General features: G+C 72.7%; 21 protein-coding genes. 11 read left to right on the top strand and 10 right to left on the bottom strand.

Going from position 1 to position 19,839, the window contains the following annotated elements:
* Positions 1–259: 259 nt before the first annotated feature.
* Positions 260–475 carry an MbtH family protein gene (locus tag ACZ3HQ_RS06560; protein WP_389005473.1) on the bottom strand — a complete coding sequence of 72 codons (216 nt, stop codon included), beginning with the start codon at positions 473–475 and terminating at the stop codon, positions 260–262.
* A gap of 666 nt (positions 476–1,141) precedes the next feature.
* On the opposite strand from ACZ3HQ_RS06560, the gene ACZ3HQ_RS06555 reads away from it, so the two are divergent.
* Positions 1,142–2,368, top strand: a complete 1,227-nt coding sequence (locus ACZ3HQ_RS06555) for a cytochrome P450 (protein ID WP_467508587.1) — start codon at positions 1,142–1,144, stop codon at positions 2,366–2,368.
* A gap of 265 nt (positions 2,369–2,633) precedes the next feature.
* On the opposite strand, the gene ACZ3HQ_RS06550 is transcribed toward ACZ3HQ_RS06555, so the two are convergent.
* The 5 genes from ACZ3HQ_RS06550 to ACZ3HQ_RS06530 form a co-directional block, all read right to left on the bottom strand.
* Entirely contained in the window at positions 2,634–3,899 is a 1,266-nt protein-coding gene (locus tag ACZ3HQ_RS06550) for a cytochrome P450 (protein WP_467508586.1), read from the bottom strand.
* A complete protein-coding gene (locus ACZ3HQ_RS06545) occupies positions 3,896–4,510 on the bottom strand; it encodes a GTP-binding protein (RefSeq protein WP_467508585.1) in 615 nt (204 codons plus the stop codon). The genes ACZ3HQ_RS06550 and ACZ3HQ_RS06545 overlap by 4 nt, the downstream gene beginning before the upstream one ends.
* Positions 4,491–4,838 carry a DUF742 domain-containing protein gene (locus ACZ3HQ_RS06540; protein WP_467508584.1) on the bottom strand — a complete coding sequence of 116 codons (348 nt, stop codon included), beginning with the start codon at positions 4,836–4,838 and terminating at the stop codon, positions 4,491–4,493. The genes ACZ3HQ_RS06545 and ACZ3HQ_RS06540 overlap by 20 nt, the downstream gene beginning before the upstream one ends.
* A complete protein-coding gene (locus tag ACZ3HQ_RS06535; RefSeq protein WP_467508583.1) occupies positions 4,835–5,293 on the bottom strand; it encodes a roadblock/LC7 domain-containing protein in 459 nt (152 codons plus the stop codon). The genes ACZ3HQ_RS06540 and ACZ3HQ_RS06535 overlap by 4 nt, the downstream gene beginning before the upstream one ends.
* A gap of 81 nt (positions 5,294–5,374) precedes the next feature.
* Positions 5,375–7,132 (bottom strand): sensor histidine kinase, encoded by a 1,758-nt coding sequence (locus tag ACZ3HQ_RS06530; RefSeq protein WP_467508582.1) that lies wholly within the window; start codon positions 7,130–7,132, stop codon positions 5,375–5,377.
* 521 nt (positions 7,133–7,653) lie between these two features.
* On the opposite strand from ACZ3HQ_RS06530, the gene ACZ3HQ_RS06525 reads away from it, so the two are divergent.
* From ACZ3HQ_RS06525 to ACZ3HQ_RS06505, 5 genes are read left to right on the top strand one after another with little or no spacing between them, the layout of a single operon-like run.
* Positions 7,654–8,820 carry an exo-beta-N-acetylmuramidase NamZ family protein gene (locus ACZ3HQ_RS06525; RefSeq protein ID WP_467508581.1) on the top strand — a complete coding sequence of 389 codons (1,167 nt, stop codon included), beginning with the start codon at positions 7,654–7,656 and terminating at the stop codon, positions 8,818–8,820.
* Positions 8,821–8,835: 15 nt separating this feature from the next.
* The gene (locus ACZ3HQ_RS06520; protein ID WP_467508580.1) at positions 8,836–9,813 is read left to right on the top strand and encodes a GNAT family N-acetyltransferase; all 978 of its coding nucleotides are present in this window, start codon (positions 8,836–8,838) and stop codon (positions 9,811–9,813) included.
* Positions 9,810–11,135 (top strand): ABC transporter substrate-binding protein, encoded by a 1,326-nt coding sequence (locus ACZ3HQ_RS06515; protein WP_467508579.1) that lies wholly within the window; start codon positions 9,810–9,812, stop codon positions 11,133–11,135. The genes ACZ3HQ_RS06520 and ACZ3HQ_RS06515 overlap by 4 nt, the downstream gene beginning before the upstream one ends.
* On the top strand, positions 11,129–12,097 hold the full coding sequence (locus tag ACZ3HQ_RS06510; protein ID WP_467508578.1) for a carbohydrate ABC transporter permease: 969 nt from the start codon (positions 11,129–11,131) through the stop codon (positions 12,095–12,097). The genes ACZ3HQ_RS06515 and ACZ3HQ_RS06510 overlap by 7 nt, the downstream gene beginning before the upstream one ends.
* Positions 12,094–12,963 (top strand): carbohydrate ABC transporter permease, encoded by an 870-nt coding sequence (locus ACZ3HQ_RS06505; RefSeq protein ID WP_467508577.1) that lies wholly within the window; start codon positions 12,094–12,096, stop codon positions 12,961–12,963. Before ACZ3HQ_RS06510 ends, ACZ3HQ_RS06505 begins: the two co-directional genes overlap by 4 nt.
* A gap of 7 nt (positions 12,964–12,970) precedes the next feature.
* Here ACZ3HQ_RS06505 and ACZ3HQ_RS06500 read toward each other — a convergent pair whose 3' ends face one another.
* Together ACZ3HQ_RS06500 and ACZ3HQ_RS06495 are read right to left on the bottom strand one after the other, a co-directional pair.
* Positions 12,971–13,168 (bottom strand): DUF6480 family protein, encoded by a 198-nt coding sequence (locus tag ACZ3HQ_RS06500; RefSeq protein WP_467508576.1) that lies wholly within the window; start codon positions 13,166–13,168, stop codon positions 12,971–12,973.
* Between the two features lie 76 nt (positions 13,169–13,244).
* Positions 13,245–14,105: a UbiA family prenyltransferase gene (locus ACZ3HQ_RS06495; protein ID WP_467508575.1), complete on the bottom strand. Its 861-nt coding sequence runs from the start codon at positions 14,103–14,105 to the stop codon at positions 13,245–13,247.
* Positions 14,106–14,236: 131 nt separating this feature from the next.
* Here ACZ3HQ_RS06495 and ACZ3HQ_RS06490 point away from each other — a divergent pair, with 131 nt between their 5' ends.
* The 3 genes from ACZ3HQ_RS06490 to ACZ3HQ_RS06480 are packed head-to-tail and all read left to right on the top strand — an operon-like array spanning position 14,237 to position 16,826.
* Positions 14,237–15,295: a type III polyketide synthase gene (locus tag ACZ3HQ_RS06490; RefSeq protein ID WP_467508574.1), complete on the top strand. Its 1,059-nt coding sequence runs from the start codon at positions 14,237–14,239 to the stop codon at positions 15,293–15,295.
* Between the two features lie 17 nt (positions 15,296–15,312).
* The gene (locus ACZ3HQ_RS06485) at positions 15,313–15,816 is read left to right on the top strand and encodes an isoprenylcysteine carboxyl methyltransferase family protein (RefSeq protein ID WP_467508573.1); all 504 of its coding nucleotides are present in this window, start codon (positions 15,313–15,315) and stop codon (positions 15,814–15,816) included.
* Complete coding sequence (locus ACZ3HQ_RS06480) at positions 15,813–16,826, top strand: NAD(P)/FAD-dependent oxidoreductase (protein ID WP_467508572.1); 1,014 nt, start codon at positions 15,813–15,815, stop codon at positions 16,824–16,826. The genes ACZ3HQ_RS06485 and ACZ3HQ_RS06480 overlap by 4 nt, the downstream gene beginning before the upstream one ends.
* A gap of 17 nt (positions 16,827–16,843) precedes the next feature.
* Here ACZ3HQ_RS06480 and ACZ3HQ_RS06475 read toward each other — a convergent pair whose 3' ends face one another.
* Positions 16,844–16,999, bottom strand: coding sequence for a hypothetical protein (locus ACZ3HQ_RS06475; protein ID WP_467508571.1), 156 nt, complete (start codon positions 16,997–16,999; stop codon positions 16,844–16,846).
* Positions 16,996–17,703, bottom strand: coding sequence for a YqjF family protein (locus ACZ3HQ_RS06470; RefSeq protein ID WP_467508570.1), 708 nt, complete (start codon positions 17,701–17,703; stop codon positions 16,996–16,998). The genes ACZ3HQ_RS06475 and ACZ3HQ_RS06470 overlap by 4 nt, the downstream gene beginning before the upstream one ends.
* Positions 17,704–17,872: 169 nt before the next feature.
* On the opposite strand from ACZ3HQ_RS06470, the gene ACZ3HQ_RS06465 reads away from it, so the two are divergent.
* Both ACZ3HQ_RS06465 and ACZ3HQ_RS06460 read left to right on the top strand, forming a co-directional pair.
* Complete coding sequence (locus ACZ3HQ_RS06465; protein ID WP_467508569.1) at positions 17,873–18,673, top strand: SDR family NAD(P)-dependent oxidoreductase; 801 nt, start codon at positions 17,873–17,875, stop codon at positions 18,671–18,673.
* Between the two features lie 65 nt (positions 18,674–18,738).
* Positions 18,739–19,836: a glutamate--cysteine ligase 2 gene (locus tag ACZ3HQ_RS06460; protein ID WP_467508568.1), complete on the top strand. Its 1,098-nt coding sequence runs from the start codon at positions 18,739–18,741 to the stop codon at positions 19,834–19,836.
* Positions 19,837–19,839: the final 3 nt, after the last annotated feature.

Genomic DNA, 19,839 nt, shown 5'->3' with positions numbered 1-19,839 from the left:
CCGCGCCCATCCGCACTTCCGCTTACCGGCGCACGAGTGCCCGTCGTATCCACGCGCGTCGACCCTTCGGCCGGGCGGGCCGCCGGGACCTCCGCGAGCGGGAACGGGAACCGGCGCGAGCGTCTCGCCGGCGATGACGGCCGCCCGGCACGCCTACCCGGCGACCCCCAGGGCGAGAGCGGCGCCCAGGGGATCACTTGGCGGCGAAATGCCGTACGACCAGGCATGACACCCCGGACGGGCCGGGGCCGCGGGCGGCCTAGCCGTCGGCCGCCATCGCCCGCACCAGGCTGGCGGGCCGCATGTCGGTCCAGTTGGCCTCGATCGCGTCCAGGCACTCCTGGCGCGACCCCTCCGGGCCCTCGGCCCGCCAGCCGCCCGGCACGGCGAGGGTCGCCGGCCAGAGCGAGTACTGACCCTCTTCGTTCACGAGCACCAGGAACTTGCCCGACTCATCGTCGAAAGGATTGACCACGACGCCCCCCTCGGCAGCACGTACATCAGCTTGTTTTTCCGGGCCGCCGCGCATTCTGTTTCCGCGGCCCCCGGACTGCTCGCCCGATCCGCGCAGTGCGTCAGATCGAACGAGGGAGCGAAGCGCTCCATCCCCGAGATGACAGTTCCCGTGCGTCCGGTCGGAACCAGACTGCCCGGACCCTGTTCATTCACACTCATCACACTAAGGGAAAGTCCACGACCGGAGGTACTCGTTCGATTGATTACCGATGGGTAATAGAGCACGCAATAACCGCCTACGCTGCCCCAGGCATATGCCAAACAGCATTCAGGGTCCGCCATTTGGTCAACGGACGCCCGAATAAAGCCCGTTCGGCCGCGTATGACCCAGGACGATCCAGCCGATCCGGCGCATGTGCCGCCACGCCCTCACTTGAGCACGCGTGACTCCGCACCACGCTCCCGTGCGCCGACCGTGCGCCCCGTTTTCACCCGTGACTCCGCGCCGCACCGGCCAGATCAAGACAGCCGGACCGAAGAACCGACCGCGCGCCCCGCTTTCGGGACAGCCGGTTTCCGGCCAAGGGGGGCACTGCGCCCCACTCGAACCCTTAGGGGTCTGTCATGGCTGACGAATGATCAATAACCTTACGGAACACGTCATTCCCGGTCTCGACGGAGCATCATGACCACTGCGGCACAGATACCCGACATCCTCTCGCCCGAGTTCGCGGCGGACCCCTACCCGGCCTACCGCCAGATGCGGGAGACCGCGCCCCTCATCTGGCACGAGGCCACGCGGAGTTACATCGTCTCGCGCTACGACGACGTCGAACGCGTCTTCAAGGACAAGGACGGCGAGTTCACCACCGACAACTACGACTGGCAGATCGAGCCGGTCCACGGCAAGACGATCCTCCAGCTCAGCGGCCGTGAGCACGCCGTACGCCGGGCCCTGGTCGCCCCCGCCTTCCGCGGCCGGGAGCTCCAGGAGAAGTTCCTGCCCGTCATCGAGCGCAACTCGCGCGAACTGATCGACGCCTTCCGGCACTCCGGCTCCGCCGACATCGTCACCGACTACGCGACCCGGTTCCCGGTCAATGTCATCGCGGACATGCTGGGCCTGGACAAGGCCGACCACGCCCGCTTCCACCGCTGGTACACCACGGTCATCGCCTTCCTCGGCAACCTGTCCGGGGACCAGGAGGTGGCCGCGGCCGGCGAGCGCACCCGCGTGGAGTTCGCGGAGTACATGCTGCCGATCATCCGCGAGCGCCGGGAGAACCTCGGCGACGACCTGCTGTCGGTGCTGTGCGCCGCCGAGGTCGACGGGGTGCGGATGAGCGACGAGGACATCAAGGCGTTCTGCAGCCTGCTGCTCGCCGCCGGCGGTGAGACCACGGACAAGGCGATCGCCAGCATCTTCGCCAACCTGCTGAGCCACCCCGACCAGCTCGCCGCCGTCCAAGCCGACCACAGCCTGATCCCCAGGGCGTTCGCGGAGACCCTGCGCTTCACCCCGCCGGTGCACATGATCATGCGGCAGTCCGCGACCGAGGTGAAGCTCAGCGGCGGCACCATCCCCGCCGGGGTCACCGTCACCTGCCTGATCGGCTCGGCCAACCGGGACGAGAACCGCTACCGCGAGCCCGACCGCTTCGACATCTTCCGCGAGGACCTCACCGCCACCAACGCCTTCTCCGCGGCCGCCGACCACCTGGCGTTCGCGCTGGGCCGGCACTTCTGCGTGGGCGCGCTGCTCGCCAAGGCGGAGGTCGAGATCGGCGTCGCCCAACTGCTGGACGCCATGCCGGACCTGCGCTTCGCCGACGGCTTCGACCCGGTCGAGCAAGGCGTGTTCACCCGCGGCCCCCAGGCCCTCCCGGTGCGGTTCACCCCCACCACGGCCTGACCCCTGCCGCGCCGCTGGGCCCCTCCCCCGAGGGCCCAGCGGGCCACCGGCTAGGGCCTGTCGTTTGGATCAGATCGGCCGAGAGTGACTGCGCCTCTTGGCCGACCCGAGCGGGGCGTGGTGCGTGCAGATGCAAGGCGGAGGAGGGCGTCAACGCGGAGCGTTGACAACCGACGACAACGCCGCTGGGGGTCCCCCCTGCTCGCAGAGCTTGGGGGAGGGCGTGCCACGCCCCGCGACGCCGGCATGATCCAAACGACAGGCTCTAACCGTCGACCGGCGTGAAGCGGACCGGCAGGGTGGTCAGCCCCCGCATCCAGATGGACGACCGCCAGGTCAGCGTGTGCGGGTCCACCGCGAGCACCAGGTCGGGCAGCCGCTCCAGCAGCGTCTCCACGGCGGTGCGCGCCATGACGTCCGCGAGCAGCGGGGCCGGGTACGGGCACCGGTGCTCGCCGTTGCTGAACGACAGGTGCGCGGCGTTCTCCGCGCCGACATGGCCCTCGGGCCAGAGACTCGGATCGGTGTTGGCGGCGGCCAGCCCGAGGACCAGACAGTCGCCGGCCCGGATCTGGCGGCCGCCGAGCTGGGTGTCCCGTACGGCCCAGCGGCCGATGAAGTTCTGGGTGGGCGTGTCGAGCCAGAGCACCTCGTTCAGCGCCTCGCCCACGCTGACCCGGCCGCCGGACACGCTGAGTTCGAACCGCTCGTCGGTGAGCAGCAGCCTGAGCGCGTTGCAGATCCAGTTGGCGGTGGGCTGCTGCGCGGCGGCGATGACCGAGATCAGGTCCTGCACGATCTCCTCGTCGCTGAGCCCCGCGGGGTGCAGCACCATCCGCGAGGTGACGTCCTTGCCGGGGTCGGCCCGCTTGTCCTGGACCAGCCGCACCAGCCGCTCGCCCACCCGCCCGTAGGCCGCCACCGGGTCGTCGCCCTCGGCCGCGTCCAGGGAGATCCGCAGGTCGTCGACGAGCTGCTGGGTGTCGGCGCCGGAGACCGGCATACCGCACATCTGCACCACGGCCCGCATCGGCAGCGCGTGCGCGTAGGAGGCCATCAGCTCGGTCTGGCCGCTGCCGGCGAACCGGGCGATCAGCTCGTCGGCGATCAGCTCGCAGTCGCGGGCCAGCTCGAACTGGTCCACCCCGGACAGCGCCTCGGTGATCACCCCGGCCCGCCGCCGGTGCTCCTCCCCCTCGGTGAACAGCACCGAGGGCTGGTAGCCGACGAAAGGCAACAGGGGCCAGTCCGGCGGGATGTTGTCCCACCGGTTCCAGCGGCGGGAGTCCCGCGCGAACAGCTCGTCGTGGCTGGTGACCTGGGCGACCTCGTGGTAGCCGAGCACCAGCCAGGCCGGGATGTCGCCGTCCAGCAGGACCGGCGCGACCGCGCCGTGCTCACGGCGCAGCGCCCGGTACATCTGCGACGGCGTCTGCTGGTACTCCAGGCCCGCCAGGCGCACGGCGTCGGTGTGGGCGGGGCAGCCGGGCGGCGGGGCCGGTTGCGCGGAGAAGGGGGCGGGATCGGTCACGGGGTCGCCTCCTGGGCGGTGGCCAGCGTGTACACATGGTCCACGAGAGTGATCAGCACGTCCTTGCCGGACTGCCGGACCCGTGCGTCGCAGTCGATCATCGGCACGTGATCCGGGAGCGCGAGGGCCTGCCGGATCTCGTCCAGGGAGTGGTGGACCGCGTCGTCGAACCGGTTGACGGCCACCACGAAGGGCGTGCCGTGGTGTTCGAGCCGGTCTATCGCGTACCAGGAGTCGTCCATCCGGCGGGTGTCCACGAGGACGACGGCGCCGAGGGTGCCGGAGAAGAGCCGGTCCCACAGGAACCAGAAGCGCTTCTGACCGGGCGCGCCGAACAGGTAGAGCACCATGGTGTCGTTGAGGCTGATCCGGCCGAAGTCGAAGGCGACGGTGGTGGTCGACTTCGCGGCGACGCCGCTGGTCTCGTCGATGCCGACGCCGGCCTCCGTCATCACCTCCTCGGTGTTCAGCGGCCGGATCTCACTCACGGAGCGGACCAGCGTGGTCTTGCCGACGCCGAAGCCGCCCACGACGACGATCTTCAGACCGGTTTCCGCCGCGTCGGCCAGTGGCGTGCGGTGGGCGGGCAGCTCAGAGATTGCGGAGCCCATGGAGCACTTCCTCGAGAAGGGCGGGATCGGGGAGCGAGGGGTTCATCGGTGGGTGGCGTGCGGTGATCCGGCCGGTGTCGAGCAGGTCGGCCAGCAGGATGCGGCAGACCGTGATCGGCAGTTCCAGCTCGGCGGAGATCTCCACCACCGAGGTGGGATGGCGGCACAGGGTCAGGATGCGGGCGTGCTCCGACTGCATTCCCGTGGCCGGCTGGCACTCCGCGACGATGAGCGTGACCAGGTCCAGGGTGTCGTCGACGCTGCTGCGCCCGTTCGTGACCGTGTAGAGCCGGTCGGGGGCACCGGTGTCCACCGGCTTGCGGGTCACGGCCGGGTACTCCCCTGGAACGGCTGCCGGGGCGCGGCCCGCAGATGCTCGCCGATCTTGTCGACCAGCGCGGTCATCTCCTCGCCCAGGCGGCCGGGGTCGGCGTCCTCGGCGGCGACGACCGCGAGGTGCGCGCCCTCACCGGCGCCGACGATGCACAGCAGGCCGCCGTGGAAGGCGGTCATGGCGTGCAGCACTCCGCCGGTGCCGTCCCCGAACTCCACGGACGCGCCGTGGGACAGGGCCTGGAGGCCGGAGCAGATCGCGGCGAGCTGGTCGGCCTGGTCCGCGGCCAGATCGGGGGTCCAGCACAGCTTGAGGCCGTCGCGGGACAGGACCAGGGCGTGCCGGGCACCGGGCGTCTGCTCCAGCAGGTTCTGCAGCAGCCAGACGAGGCTGTTGTCGGTGGTCTGCATGATGGGTGATGGGACGGTGGTGTCCGGCTGTTCGGTCACCGGCCCGTTCCTCCAATCTCATGGGCACGAGGGGGGCGTGGCTGCCGGGCGCGGGCCCGGCGGGGGGTTCGGGGTGGTGGGCTACCCGGCGGTCGGCGGCTCGGGGTCGGGGCGGCCGCCCAGGGTGTCGCCCGAGGACTTGCGCGAGCGGTGGAAGGCGCCGAAGCGGGAGCCGACGTCGTGCGCGGGCCGCTTGCGGGGCGGGGTGGGGGCGCTCGCGGGGCGCTGGGCGCGCTCGGCGTCGCTCATGGTGTGGCCCGGTTTGCGGACGGGGAGCCCGTTCGGGGTGGCGGCGTCGGGCGTGGCGGCGGGCGGCTCGTGCCGGGTCTGCTCGGGGACTTGCCGCAGCTTCACGGGGGGATCGGGGCGTACGTGCGCCTCCATGACGGGCGCCTCGGCGACGGGGGCCGGGGCGGGCGCCGGCGCTTCGGGTGCCGGGGCCGGCCGGGCGGTGGCCGCCTTTGCCGCCTCCCGCTGCGCGGGCCACGGGTCGCGCTGCTGCGCGATGAGGTGCCGGGGCAGCAGGACGACCACGCCGGTGCCGCCGCGTGAGGAGGGGCGGTAGCTGACGTTGATCCGGTACTTGAGCGCGAGCAGTCCGACCACGGCGAGGCCCAGCCGGGTGCCCTGGAGGGAGGCGAGGTCGGCCATGCTGCCGGCCACCGCGCCCTCGGCGTGCCGCATCGCCGCCTCGGACATGGTCAGCCCGCTGTCCTCGACGGTGACGACGATCCCGGCCCGGTGCTCCTCGACGTAGACGTGCACCTCGTCGGTGGGCGGGGAGAAGTTGGCGGCGTTGTCGATGAGTTCGGCGAGGAGGTGCATCACGCCTTCGGCGGCGAAGCCGGAGATCGCGGCCTGGGAGGTGAAGTGCAGCCGGACCCGCTGGTAGGCGGCGATGCGGCCGATGGCGCCCCGGAGGATGCTCTCCATCCGGATCGGCCTGTTCCAGGTACGGCTGGTCTTGCCGCCCATGAGCAGCGCCAGCCGGTCGGCGATCAGCACGAGCTGGGAGGTCTTGTGGTCCAGCCGCATCAGGTCGCCGAGCATCTTGCCGTCGTGCTCGTCCTGCATCGCCCGCAGGTCGGCGAGCATGCTGACGGCCTTGGCCTGGACCCGGCTGAGCGCCTTGGTGGAGGCGATCCGGGCACCGCCCGCGCGCCGCTCGCTGCGGGCCAGTTCGCGGACGACCAGCTCGCTCAGGTCGTGCATCAACGGCATCCGCGGCAGCGTGAGTTCACCGAGGACGGTGTCGGCCGAGCGGCCCTCGGCGAGCCGGGCGACGGCGGCGGGCAGGGTCTCCCGGCCGAGCCGGTCCACCTCGGCCAGCACCTCGTCGAGCGCGTCCTGGGTCCGCCCGCGCTCCTCGTCGGCGGCGGCCGCGCGGCCCACGGCCTCCTCCAGAGCGCCGGCGGAGAGCTGGGCGAGCCGGCGCAGATTCTGGTCGTTGGGCATCGACACGCCCGCGAGCGCGTCGGCGGCGCCGCTGTCGGACAGCACCAGGTTGTGCAGGGAGGGCAGCGTCACGTTGACCAAGTGGCCGGTCTGCGCGGCGGTTTGCTGCGCCTGCGCGCGGAGCCGGTCGTTCTCGGCGGCCTGGGTGGCGGCGGCGAGCCTGGCCCGGCGGACGAGGAGGTGTCCGACGAGCACCGCCACGGCGACGCAGGCCCAGCCCGCGCCCGCCACGATCAGGGTCCATCTGCGGGTGCCGGACGGCGCCGTCCCGACCGCGACGGCGGCCGCGACGGCGGTCACCGCCACCACGGCCGCGGGCACCGCCCACGAACTGCGCCGGGCGGCCGTCGAGCGGTGTTGAACGGACGGTGCAGGAACTGACATTCCGCGGTCCCTCGGTCTGCGAGCAGAAGAATCGGCGACCGAACGCCTCGATCGCGGGTCCGGAAACGGCCGCCCTCGGAGGAAGGCGATCTTCCAGCCGGTTACGCCCACATGCTAGTCACACCGGAGTGCGCCACGTTCCGAATGGCCCCTCCTGGGCCCCCGGACCTGAAGTCGTCGTGAAGCAACCATTGCGACGGCGGGGCGTGATAGAGGGCCGGGCGGGCTCCACCCCTGGTACCGGGCCCGGAAACACCCCATGCGCCCCCGATGCCCTGCCCTCGCGATAACGGCCGCAAACCCCTCCCGAGACGTCAACCCCCTCGAGAGGGAACCCTTTCCAGCCAACCGACACGCGGTCACCGGAGCGGATGATCGGCCGCGAAGAGGGCGGAGTCGAACGGGTTTTCCCCCTGGCGGGGGAACGTCGTCGCCAGGGGGGCGCGGGTACCGGGAGGTAGTGTCCGCAGCATTGCCCAATTCCGGGACATTCAAGAGAATTTCCGATAAGGGGCGAAGAAATGAGTACTGCGGACGACCGCTTCATGGTGACGACCGGGATCGCCCGGCTGTGCGCCGCGCCCGGGCTCGCCGGGCCGGGCCGGCTCGGGCTGGTGACCAACCACACTTGCGTGCTGCCCGACTTGAGCCCGACGGCACCCGCGCTGATGGAGGCGGGGGTGAACCTGGGCGCGCTGTTCGGCCCCGAGCACGGGCTGTACGGCACCGCCCAGGCGGGCGGCAGCGAACCGGACGAGGTCGACCCGGCCACCGGGCTGCCGGTCTACGACACGTACCGGTGCGACGGCGAGCGGCTCGACAAGCTGCTGATCACCAGTGGCGTGGACGCGCTGGTGTACGACCTCCAGGACGTCGGGGCGCGCTTCTACACCTACGTCTGGACGATGTTCGACCTGATGGTCTCGGCCGCGCGCACGGGCGTGCGGTTCGTGGTGGCCGACCGGCCCAATCCGCTGGGCGGGCTCGTCAGCGAGGGGCCGGTGCTCGACCCGGCGTTCGCGAGCTTCGTGGGGCGCGCGCCGGTGCCGATCCGGCACGGGCTGACCTGCGGGGAGCTGGCCTGGTGTCTCAACAGGTCGGCCGTGGCCGAAGTCGCCGGTCGCCAGGCCGACTTGACGGTGATCAAGGCGGCCGGGTGGGAGCGGAGGATGGACGCGGAGGCCACCGGTCTCCCCTGGATCGCGCCCTCCCCCAACATGCCGACGTACGCCACCGCCGTCGTCTACCCCGGCACCTGCCTGTTCGAGGGCACCAACGTCTCCGAGGGCCGGGGCACCACCCAGCCGTTCGAGACCGTCGGCGCCCCGTACGTCGATGCCCGCTTCGCCCCCGCGCTCGCCGAACTCGGCCTGCCCGGCGTGCACTTCCGGGAGGTGCGCTACGTACCCACCTTCGGCAAGCACGCCGGACACCCCGTGCGCGGGGTCCAGCTCCATGTCCTGGACCGCGAGGCGTTCGCCCCCGTGCGGACGGCCGTCGCCATGCTCGGCACGCTGCGGCGGCTGTACCCGGACGACTTCGCCTGGTCCGGCGACTTCATCGACCGCCTCTGGGGCTCCGACGAACTGCGGCGGACGGTCGACGCGGGCGAGGACCCGCTGCCGCTGTGCGCGCCGCCCGCACCGCCCGACCGGTGGGCCGGCGAGGACGTACTGCTCTACCCCTGAGACGGAAGGACGTCGATGACCGATCCCACGACGAGAGCCCGGACCCTGATCCGCGGGTTCCGGCCGGGAGACGGTCCGCCACTGGTGGCGGCGTGGTGCCGGAGCGCGCCCGCCGACCCGGTCACCGCGGACCGCTTCCGCTCCCTGGTGCTGCTCGACGCCAACTTCGACCCGGCCGGCCTCCGGGTCGCCGTGGAGGACGGGCGTCTCGTCGGCGCCGCCTACGCGGTACGCCGGCTGATCCCGCTGACCGGCACCGACCTGGAACCGGACCAGGGCTGGCTCCCCTTCTTCTTCGTCGACCCGGCCGCCCGCGGCCGCGGTGTGGGCCGGGAGTTGCTGACCGACGCCCTGGACTGGCTCCTCGCCCACGGCCGGACCCGCGTCGACTTCGCCCCGTACACCCCGAACTACTTCCTCCCCGGCCTGGACGCCGAGACGTACCCCGAGGCCGCCGGGCTGCTGGAGTCGCTGGGCTTCCGCACCGTGGACGAGGCGGTGGCGATGGACCGCCGTCTGACCGGCTACGAGTTCCCCGCCGAGGTCCGGCGGCGGGCCGCCGAACTGACCGCGCTGGGCCACCGGTTCGGCACCCCGGCAGACGACGACCTGCCCGAACTCCTCGCCCTGGCCGCCCGCTTCACCCCGGACTGGGCGCGCGCCGTCCGGGAGTGCCTGCTGAGGGGCACCCCGCTGGACCGGATCGTCGTCGCGCGGGACCCGTCGGGCCGCCTGGTGGGCTGGGCGATGCATGGCGCGTACGAGTCGGCCGTCGAGCGGTTCGGCCCGTTCGGGGTGCTGGCCGAGATGCGCGGGACCGGGCTGGGGAAGGTGCTGCTGCATCTGGTGCTGGAGCGGATGCGGGCGCTGGGCGCGGGGTCGGCGTGGTTCCTGTGGACGGATCACGCGTCCTCGGCGGCCCATCTGTACCGCCGGGCCGGGTTCGGTACGACGCGGGTGTTCCGGGTGCTGCGCCGGGAGGCGGCCCGGTGACCGGCGCACCGCACGGGCTGAGCCGCCGCCGCTTCGCGCTCGCACTGCCCGTGTCGCTACTCGCCGCGGGCTGCGCCGCGCCCCGCCAGGGCACCGGACGCCCCGGCGACCCGATCGTGCTCACGCTGCTCTCCCACTACGCGAGCGGTGAGCTGAAGGCGGCCCTTGAGGGTCCGGTGGACGAGTGGAACGCGACGCACGACCGGGTCAAGGTGCGCACCGAGGCGGTGGAGTTCAACGACCTGCTGACCACGTTCATGGTCCGGCAGGCGGCGGGCCGGGGCGCCGACATCCTCCAGCCGTACTGCCTGTGGAACGGCCAGCTCGTACGCGCCGGCGTCCTGCGCCCCGCCCCGCCCGAGGACGCGGCGGAGATCACCCGCGGCTACGGCGCGGCGGCCGTCGGCTCCGCGTCGGTCGGCGGCACGGTGTACGGCTATCCCACCGAGGCGCAGACGTACGCCCTCTACTACAACAAGCGCCTGCTCCGCGAGGCCGGCATCACCCGTCCCCCGCGAACCTGGCGGGAGCTGGAGGACACCGCGTACCGCACCACCCGGCGCGACCGGTACGGCAACACCCTGGTCCAGGGCTTCGGCCTCTCCACCTACGACGACTCCACCACCGTCGGCCAGACCCTCGCCCTGCTCAACGCGGCTGGGGGCGCGTTCGTGTCCGGGGACGGCAGGCGCACCGCCATCGACTCACCGGCCGGGCGTGCGGTGCTGGATCTGGAGCACCGCCTGGTCGGCAGAGGGGCGAGCGAGCCCGGCGTCAACGTGTACAAGGCGTTCCAGTCCGGGCAGGTGGCGATGGTGATCAGCGCCGGATGGTGGACCGGCAGTCTGAAGTCCCAGATGGGCGAGGCGTACCGGGATGTGGCCGTGGCTCCGGTGCCCGTCCCGGAGCTGGGCGACAAGCGGGCCACGCTCGCCACCGGGTTCATGCTGGGCGTCAACGCCGGAAGTCGGCACCCGCGCGAGGCGTGGGAGTTCCTTCGCTGGCTCAACACCGACCGGGTGGGCGTGGGCAGGGGCGCGACGGTGACCCGGATGAGCGCCCTCCAGGTGTCGGTGGGCTCGCTCACCGGCCGAGCCGACGACATGCGGACGCTGCTCGGCAAGGGCGGTGACCCCAACCTGCGCCCCTTCCTCGATGCCTTGGAGTACGCCGTGCCGGAGCCGAACGTGCCGGGCGCGCAGCAGGCCAAGTCGCTGCTGCGGAAGAACGTCGAGGCGCTGTGGACCGGTCAGCAGTCGGTGGAGGAGTCGCTGCGCACCATCCGCCGCCAGGTCGACCAGGAGGTGTCGCGCTCATGGTGAACGCCCTGACCCCGGAGACGACCGCGCGGCCACCGCGCCCGCGCTCCGCCGTCCCGGCCCGGACGGCCGTGGACCCGCGCGGCCGGGCCCGGCGTCGTCAGGCGGTCGTCGCCTATCTGTTCCTGGCGCCGGTGCTGCTGTTCTTCGCCGTCTTCCTGATCCTGCCGCTCGGGTTCGCGCTGCTGCTGTCGATGTCCCGCTGGGCGGGGTTCGACCTCGGGGACATCCGGCCGGTCGGCCTGGACAACTTCACGAGCCTCTTCGCGGACGGCTCGACGTTCCTGACCCCCATCCTCACCAACACCCTGCTGTTCGCGCTGGGCACGGTGGCCCTGGCGCTGGCGGGCTCGGTGCTGGTCGCCACCTGCATCGACAACCTCCGCTTCCAGGGCTTGTGGCGCACCCTGTATCTGCTGCCGATCGTGACGACCGTGGTCGCGGTGGGCAATGTGTGGAAGTACATGTACGAGCCGGGCGGCCTGGTCAACGGCGCCCTGAACGCCGTCGGGCTGGACTCGGTGGCCTTCCTCCAGGACCCGGACACCGCGCTGCCCGCCGTGGTGGTCGTCCAGGCGTGGGCGTCGGTCGGGTCGGCGATCCTCATCCTGACCGCCGGGCTGAAGTCGATCCCGGAGTCGTACTACGAGGCGGCCGCGCTGGACGGCGCCGGTACGGTGACCGTCTTCCTGCGGATCACGCTGCCGCTGCTCCGGCCGGCGCTGCTGTTCGTGTGCGTCACCCAGTTCATCACCGGGCTCCAGTCGTTCGCGCTGATCATCGTGATGACCAAGGGCGGTCCGGGTGACGCGACCAATGTGGCCGCGCTGGAGATGTACCGGCAGGCGTTCTCCTACGGCGACTGGGGCACCGCGAGCGCCGCCGCCTTCGTGCTGTTCGTGGTGATCCTGCTGGTCACCCTGGCCCAGTTGTGGATCTTCCGGCGCAAGGGGGAGGACGCGTGAGCCGCCGCCGTTTCCCGTGGCTGTCGTATCTGCTGGTCGTGACGGGCGCCGTGCTCACGGTGGTGCCGTTCCTCGACATGGTGATGACCTCGTTCAAGGGGCCGGGCGAGTCGGGCACACTGCCGTACCGGTTCCTGCCCGAGGCGTTCGACCTCTCCAACTACCGGGCGGCGGTGGATCAACTCGATCTGCCGGTGCTGTTCCGCAACAGCGTCGTCGCCACGACGCTGATCAACGCGTCGGTGCTGCTGACGTCGTCGCTCGCGGGCTACGCCCTCGCCAAACTCCGGTTCCCCGGACGGGACTTCATCTTCCGGCTGGTGCTGTCGACGATGATGTTCCCGCCGTTCCTCTTCTTCATCCCGCACTTCCTGATCCTGGTGCACTGGCCGCTGGCGGGCGGCAACGACCTGCTGGGCCGGGGCGGTGCGGGGCTGACCGTGAGCATCGTGGCGCTGGCGATGCCGTTCCTGGTCAACGGCTTCGGGATCTTCCTGATGCGTCAGTTCATGGTCTCGATCCCGGACGAGGTACTGGAGGCCGCGCGGATCGACGGCGCCGGAGAGTTCGCGGTGTGGTGGCGGATCGTGGTGCCGCAGACCAAGCCGGTCATGGTGACACTGGGGCTGCTGACGTTCGTGGACGCGTGGAACGAGTACATCTGGGCGCTGCTCGTGTCCACCGCCAACCCGGACGTGATGACCCTGCCGGTCGGCATCCAGATGCTCCAGGACTACGTCGACCCGACGCGCACGATGCCGATCGTGATGGCGGGCCTGGTGCTGAGCATCCTGCCGGTCCTGGTGCTCTTCCTGCTGCTCCAGCGGCACTACGTACGGGGGATCATGCTCAGCGGCCTGAAGTGAGCGGCTCTCACAGGTCGATCATCCTGACCAGGAAGTACGCGGCGATGAGCGCGCAGCCGAGCACGATGAGGCCCAGCCAGAGCCGGGGGTGCTCGAAGGGTCCGCCGTCCGGCCGCTCGGGGTGGGCCTCGGCGGTCGATCCCTCGACGGGCGGGGTCTCGCCGGGCGGGGGCAGTGGCTCGGGCGGGGGCAGTGAGTCGGGCATGGTTCACCTCCTGGCAGCGGGCGGCACATGGCGTACCTCGGTCCCGGAGCGCCGCTCGGACGCGACTGCCCCAGTCTCAGGATGCCCCGGTCCCGAGCCCCCCGCCGCTCAGCAGGAGGGCCACGTCCAGCGCCGCCACGGCGACCGCCGCCGCGAACGCGGCCCGCTCCCGTCGGCGCCCCAGCACCGTCCCCGCCACCGCGATCAGCGCGGCCCCCGCCAGCGCGGCCGTCTGCCGGGCGCCGGGCGGTCCGGCGGGCCCGAGCGCCAGCAGGGCGGACGCGGTGACCAGGGGCACCGGCAGCAGCAGCCGCACCCGGTCCGGGCCCAACCGCTGTGGCCAGCCCCGTACGCCGGTCGCCAGGTCGCCCGGGATGTCGGGGAGCACATTGCCGAGGTGGGCGCCGACGCCCAGCAGCGCCCCGGCGGCGAGCACCCACCAGGCGGGCCACGGCCGCCCGGGCAGACCCAGCGTGACGAAGGCGGGTAGCGCGGCGAAGGCGACCGCGTAGGGCGCCCAGGACCAGCGGGTGGCCTTGAGCCGCAGGTCGTACGCCCACGCCGCCGCGACGGCGGTCAGATGCGCGGCGCCCGCAGCCCATCCGCAGGCGAAGGAGAGCGGCACGCACAGGGCCAGCGCGGCACAGGCGGCCGTCCACACCTCGCGGGCCCCGACGCTGCCTTCCGCGACGGGCTTGCCCCGGCGGCCGGTGGCGAGGTCCCGGCGTGCGTCGAAGGCGTCGTTGCACCAGCCGATGGAGAGCTGCCCGGTGAGCACGGCGCCGGTGGTGAGCAGGCAGCGGCCCGGTTCCTGACCGGCCGTCACGGCCAGCGCCGCCGTCAGCGCGGTGACCACGACCAGCGGTCCGGGGTGGCAGGACCCGGCGAGGGCGGAGAGCTTGCGGGCCGGGATCGTCGGCTGCTCGGGGGTCACCACCCGGCGATCCTAGGAGCGCGCGGGCAGGGCCACCAGCCGGAACGGCCGGACGGGCGATCTCTGGTGCCGGGTCGGCCGCCCAGGGAAGGACTGCGGAGTCCACCCCGGATCGGCCGACGTACGGGAGCCTCATGACGCGGATCGCCGCCGTGCACGGTGCTCTCGCGCCGTACCGCTTCGCCCAGGCCGAGATCACCGACATGGTGGCCCGTGCCTGTCTGCCCGCGGGCGGCGACCGCCGGCTGCTGGACCGGCTGCACCGCAACGCCGGGGTCCGCGCCCGCCACATGACGCTGCCGCTCGACCGGTACGAGACGCTGGACGGCTTCGGCGCCGCCAACGACCTCTTCATCGGCACCGCCACCGACCTGGGCGCCAGGGTGGTACGGGAGGCGCTGCGCGCCGCCGGTCTTTCGGCGGCCGACGTGGACCTGCTGGTCTTCACCTCGGTCACCGGGGTCGCCGTCCCGTCGGTCGACGCGCGGGTGGCGGGCCGGCTCGGGCTGCGCGCGGACGTGCGGCGGGTGCCGCTGTTCGGGCTGGGCTGTGCCGGGGGCGCGGCGGGGCTGGGTCGGGTGCACGACTTCCTGCTGGGGCGGCCCGACCAGGTGGGGGTGCTGCTGTCGGTCGAGCTGTGCTCGCTCACCTTCCAGCGGGGCGACGCCTCGACGGCCAACCTGGTCGCCACCGGCCTCTTCGGCGACGGCGCGACCGCGGTGGTGGCCTGCGGGGCGGAGCGCGCGAACGCGTTCACGGGCCCGGCGATCGTGGACTCCCGCAGCCGTCTGTACCCGGACGCGGGGGGCGTACTGGGCTGGGACATCGGGGACTCGGGCTTCAAGGTCGTCCTCGATCCGGACATCCCGCACGTGCTCCGGCACCATCTGGCCGACGACGTACGGGAGTTCCTCGCCGACCACGGGCTGAAGCCGCAGGACGTGACCGCGTGGGTGTGCCACCCCGGCGGCCCCCGCATCCTGGAGGCCGTCACCGAGGCGCTCGATCTCCCGGCCGAGGAACTCGCCGCCAGTTGGCGTCACTTGGCCGAGGTGGGCAACCTCTCCTCGTCCTCCGTGCTCCACGTCCTGCGCGACACCCTCACCGAACGCCGCCCGTCTCCCGGCACTCCGGGCCTGCTGCTGGCCATCGGGCCGGGCCTGGCCTGCGAGTTGGTGCTGCTGAGCTGGTGAGCCCGACAGGAGGACACATGATCTGGTACGCGCTGCTGGTGGCCGCCGTCGCGGGCGAGCGGGTCGCCGAGTTGGTCGTGGCCCGCCGCAACGAGCGGTGGAGCAGGGCCCGTCGGGCGATCGTGGCGGGCGACGGTCACTATCCGGCGATGGTCGCGCTGCACGTGGGTCTGCTGGTGGGCTGCCCGCTCGAAGTCTGGCTCGGCGGGCGGCCGTTCGTGCCCGCGCTGGGCTGGCCGATGCTGGCCGTGCTGGTGGGCGCGCAGGCGTTGCGGTGGTGGTGCATCGGGACGCTCGGGCCGCGCTGGAACACCCGCGTGATCGTGGTCCCGGGTCTGCCGCTGGTGACGCGCGGGCCGTACCGGCTGCTGCGGCACCCGAACTACGTGGCCGTGGTGGCCGAGGGGGTGGCGCTGCCGCTGGTGCACACCGCCTGGCTGACCGCCGTCGCCTTCACGGTGCTGAACGCCGCCGTACTGACGGTGCGCATCCGGTGCGAGAACCAGGCGCTGGCCGCGTGATCGACGTCCTGGTCGCCGGCGGCGGCCCGGCCGGTCTCGCGGCGGCCGTGCACGCCCGGCTGGCCGGGCTGACGGCGGTGGTGGTCGAGCCGCGCACCGCGCCCGTGGACAAGGCGTGCGGCGAGGGGGTCATGCCCGGCGGGGTCGCCGCCCTCAGGGCGCTCGGCGTGGCACCGGCGGGCCGGGAGCTGCGCGGCATCCGCTACGTGGACGGCGTCCGCCGCGCCGAAGCCCCCTTCCGTGACCGGCCGGGGCTGGGCGTCCGCCGTACGACCCTGCACCACGCGCTGCACGAGCGCGCCCTCTCCCTCGGCGTGCGGATCGTGCCCGGCAAGGTCGGCGAGGTGCGCCAGACGCGGGACGGCGTCACCGCCGCCGGGATCACGGCCCGCTGGCTGATCGCCGCCGACGGCCTGCACTCCCCCGTCCGCCGCCGCCTCGGCCTGGACCTGCCGGGCGGCACGCGGGGCCGGTACGGACTGCGCCGCCACTACCGCCTCGCCCCGTGGACGGACTTCGTGGAGGTCCACTGGTCCGGCCAGGGCGAGGCTTATGTGACCCCGGTGGCCGACGGCCTGGTGGGGGTCGCGGTGCTGAGCCGGGTCCGGCGCGGCTACGACGAGCATCTGGCCGGCTTCCCGGCGCTGACCGCCGCGCTGCGCGGGGCGCCCGCCACCGAGGTGCGCGGTGCCGGGCCGCTGCTCCAGCGGGTGCGGCGCCGGGTCGCGGGCCGGGTGCTGCTCGTCGGCGACGCGGCGGGTTACGTGGACGCGCTCACCGGCGAGGGCGTGGCTCTCGCGCTGGCGACGGCCGAGGCCGCCGTACGGTGCCTCGCGGCCGGGCGGCCGGAGCGGTACGAGCGGGAGTGGGCGCTGATCACGCGCCGCCACCGCCTGCTGACCAGGGCGTTGCTGGCCGCGAGCAACCGTCCGGGCACCGCCCGGCTCATCGTGCCGGTGGCGTCCCGGATGCCGCCGGTGTTCGCGGCGGCGGTGCACGCGCTCCGGTAGTCCGGGGCGAAGGGCGGCTACTCGTCGTCCTCCGGCAGCCGTTCGCCCTCGGCCTGCGAGGGTGTGGTGCGGGGCACGTCGGGGTGGACGGCGCGGCGGGGACGGCCCTCGGTCTCCGGGTCCGGTTCCCGCTCGCCCTCCGCCTGGGACGGGGTCGGGGTTTGCTCACTCATGTCCGGCCTCCTGTCGGGGGGTTCGGTGGGTTCGGGGATCGCACGGGCCGGGCCGGCCCCACCCATGCGTGGCTGACGCTCCGGGAGAACAGCGCCACGGGTGCTCCGCGCGGTGCGGGCAGCCCGGCCGCGTTCGTGACCGTCTGCTCCAGCGCCGCCACGGTGACCCCGGCCGGCGCCCACGGCTCGTGCCCCACGGGCGTCTCCCAGAACAGGCCCAGCCGCCTGCTGTACGCCCGCCACCGCGAGGTCAGCCACACGTCCAGCCCGGTCGGCTCCACGGGCGCGCCGGGCCGGACGACCAGGCGGTACCCGGCGTCGCCGGTGCGGCGCGCCCCGGTGTACGTGACGGTGTCCCCGGTGACCAGGACGCGCAGGTCGGCCAGTTGGCAGGGAACGCCCAGGGCGCGCCCCGCCAGCAGCAGCGGGCAGGTCACGTCGAGGGAGAAGAACCACACCGCGTCCCGCCCGCGCACATAGGTCCGCAGGTTGGTCTCCGCGAAGACGGGGAGCGGGGGCGTACCGAGGACGCGGACGTCGGCCATGAGGAGCGGCGTGAGGGTGACCCACGCGGCGCCCTCGAACTCGTCCACGACCAGCCCCTCGGGCAGCAACGCCTGGACCGTCGCCGGTGCGTAGGGCCAGCTCAGGAAGGTCTGCGTCAGCCAGCGGGCCCGCAGGACCGGCACGCGGTTGGCCACCATGGACAGCGAGTCCCCCCGACGGGACCACTGAAAACGCCCTCGATCGGGGCCGGCGTGCGCGCGGGCCGTTCAGGACCGGCCGATATGGGAACTGCGGGAGGTACGCGAGGCGCGCCCCGCCCGCACCGCCCTTTTACAGGAGAACCTCGTACAGAGAAGAGACCCGGCCATGAACGATCGCAAGCCTCTCGCCCTGGTCACGGGGGCGTCCAGCGGTATCGGTTTCGAGCTGGCCAAGCAGTTGGCCGAGCGCGGCTACGACCTGATCGTCAACGCCGAGAACGACACCGGGCTGCGGCAGGCGGTCCAGGACATCCGGGCGGAGACCGGGGCGTCGGTGGAGCCGGTCCGGGCCGACCTGCGCCATTACGACCAGGCCGAGGAACTGTGGACGGCGGTCACCGCGACGGGCCGCCCCCTCGATGTCGCGGTGCTCAACGCCGGGGTGGGCCAGGGCGGCCCCTTCGCGGAGACCGACCTGGAGGACGAGCTGGAGATCGTCGACCTCAATGTGCGCTCGACGGTGCATCTGGGCAAGCGGGTGGTGCGCGAGATGGTCTCCCGCGGCCGGGGCCGCATCCTCGTCACCTCGTCCATCGCCTCCACCATGCCGGGTACCTTCCAGGCGGTGTACAACGCGTCGAAGTCGTTCGTGCAGTCCTTCACCCTGGCGTTGCAGAGCGAGCTGAAGGACTCCGGCGTCACCCTGACCGCGCTGATGCCCGGACCCACCGAGACCGAGTTCTTCCACCGGGCCGACATGGACGACACGCAGGTCGGCCGGCAGGAGAAGGACGACCCCGCCGAGGTCGCGCGCGAGGGACTGGACGCCCTTTTCGAGGGCAAGGACAAAGTAATCGCCGGGTCCGCCAGTACGAAGGCGCAGGGAACGGCCGCCAAGGTGGTTCCCGACAAGCTCAAGGCCGAGGCCCATCGCAGGTTGGCCGAGCCCGGTTCGGGCGGCGAGTGACCGATTGACGTGAGGAACGTGAGGAACCGGACCGGTCCCCGGACCGGGCAGGGAGGACGGGCCGGGTGCGGAGCGTGGGAGTGGAGGAGGAACTCCTCCTGGTGGACGCCGGGAGCGGCGAGCCGCGGGCGGTCGCGGGGGCGGTGCTGGCGCAGGCCGGCGGAGCCGCCCGGGCGGACGGGGAGCAGGTCTTCGAGTCGGAGCTGCAACGCCAGCAGGTGGAGTTCGCCACCGCCCCGCAGACCCGGGCCGAGGAACTCGGCGCCGAGATCCGCCGGTGCCGCGCCGAGGCGGGACGGCTCGCCGGGCGCACGGGGGCGGCGGTCGCCGCCCTCGGCACCTCTCCCCTGCCGGTCGGCCCGGCCCTGACCCCCGACCGGCGCTACCGCTGGATGGCCGACCGTTTCGGGCTGACCCTGTCGGACCAGCTCACCTGCGGGTGTCATGTGCACGTCTCGGTGGACTCGGACGAGGAGGGCGTGGCCGTCCTGGACCGCATCCGGCCCTGGCTGCCCGTCCTGCTCGCCCTGAGCGCCAACTCCCCCTTCTGGCAGGGCCAGGACAGCTCCTACAACAGCTACCGCAGCCAGGTGTGGGGCCGGTGGCCCTCGGCCGGGCCGACGGACCTCTTCGGCTCCGCCGACCGGTATCACGAGCGGGTACGGGACATGGTCGGCACCGGGGTGCTGAGGGACCAGGGGATGATCTACTTCGACGCCCGGCTCTCCGCCCGGTACCCCACGGTCGAGATCCGGGTCGCCGACGTCTGCCTGGACCCGGATACCACGGTCCTGCTGGCCCTGCTGTGCCGGGCTCTGGTGGAGACGGCCGCCCGCGAGTGGCAGGCGGGCGAACCCCCGGCCCGGCTCGGCACCTCCCTGCTCAGGCTGGCCGGCTGGCAGGCCGCCCGCTTCGGTCTGGAGGAGCACCTGCTGCACCCCCTGACCATGCGCCCGGCCCCGGCGGAGACGGTGGTGCGCGCGCTGTTCGACCACGTACGCGACGCCCTGGACGACCACGGCGACGCCAAGGGCGTCCAGGACAGCCTCGCGAGCCTGCTGAAGCACGGCAACGGCGCGATGGCCCAGCGCGAGATCCTGGCCCGCACGGGCAGCCTCCGCGATGTCGTCACCGAGTGTGTGCGCCGCACCGGCGAGGAATGACCG

The sequence above is a fragment of the Streptomyces sp. NPDC018263 genome (assembly GCF_055562575.1).
The sequence above is the reverse complement of the archived record's forward strand: the minus strand, read 5'-3'. Positions and strand labels throughout refer to the sequence as shown.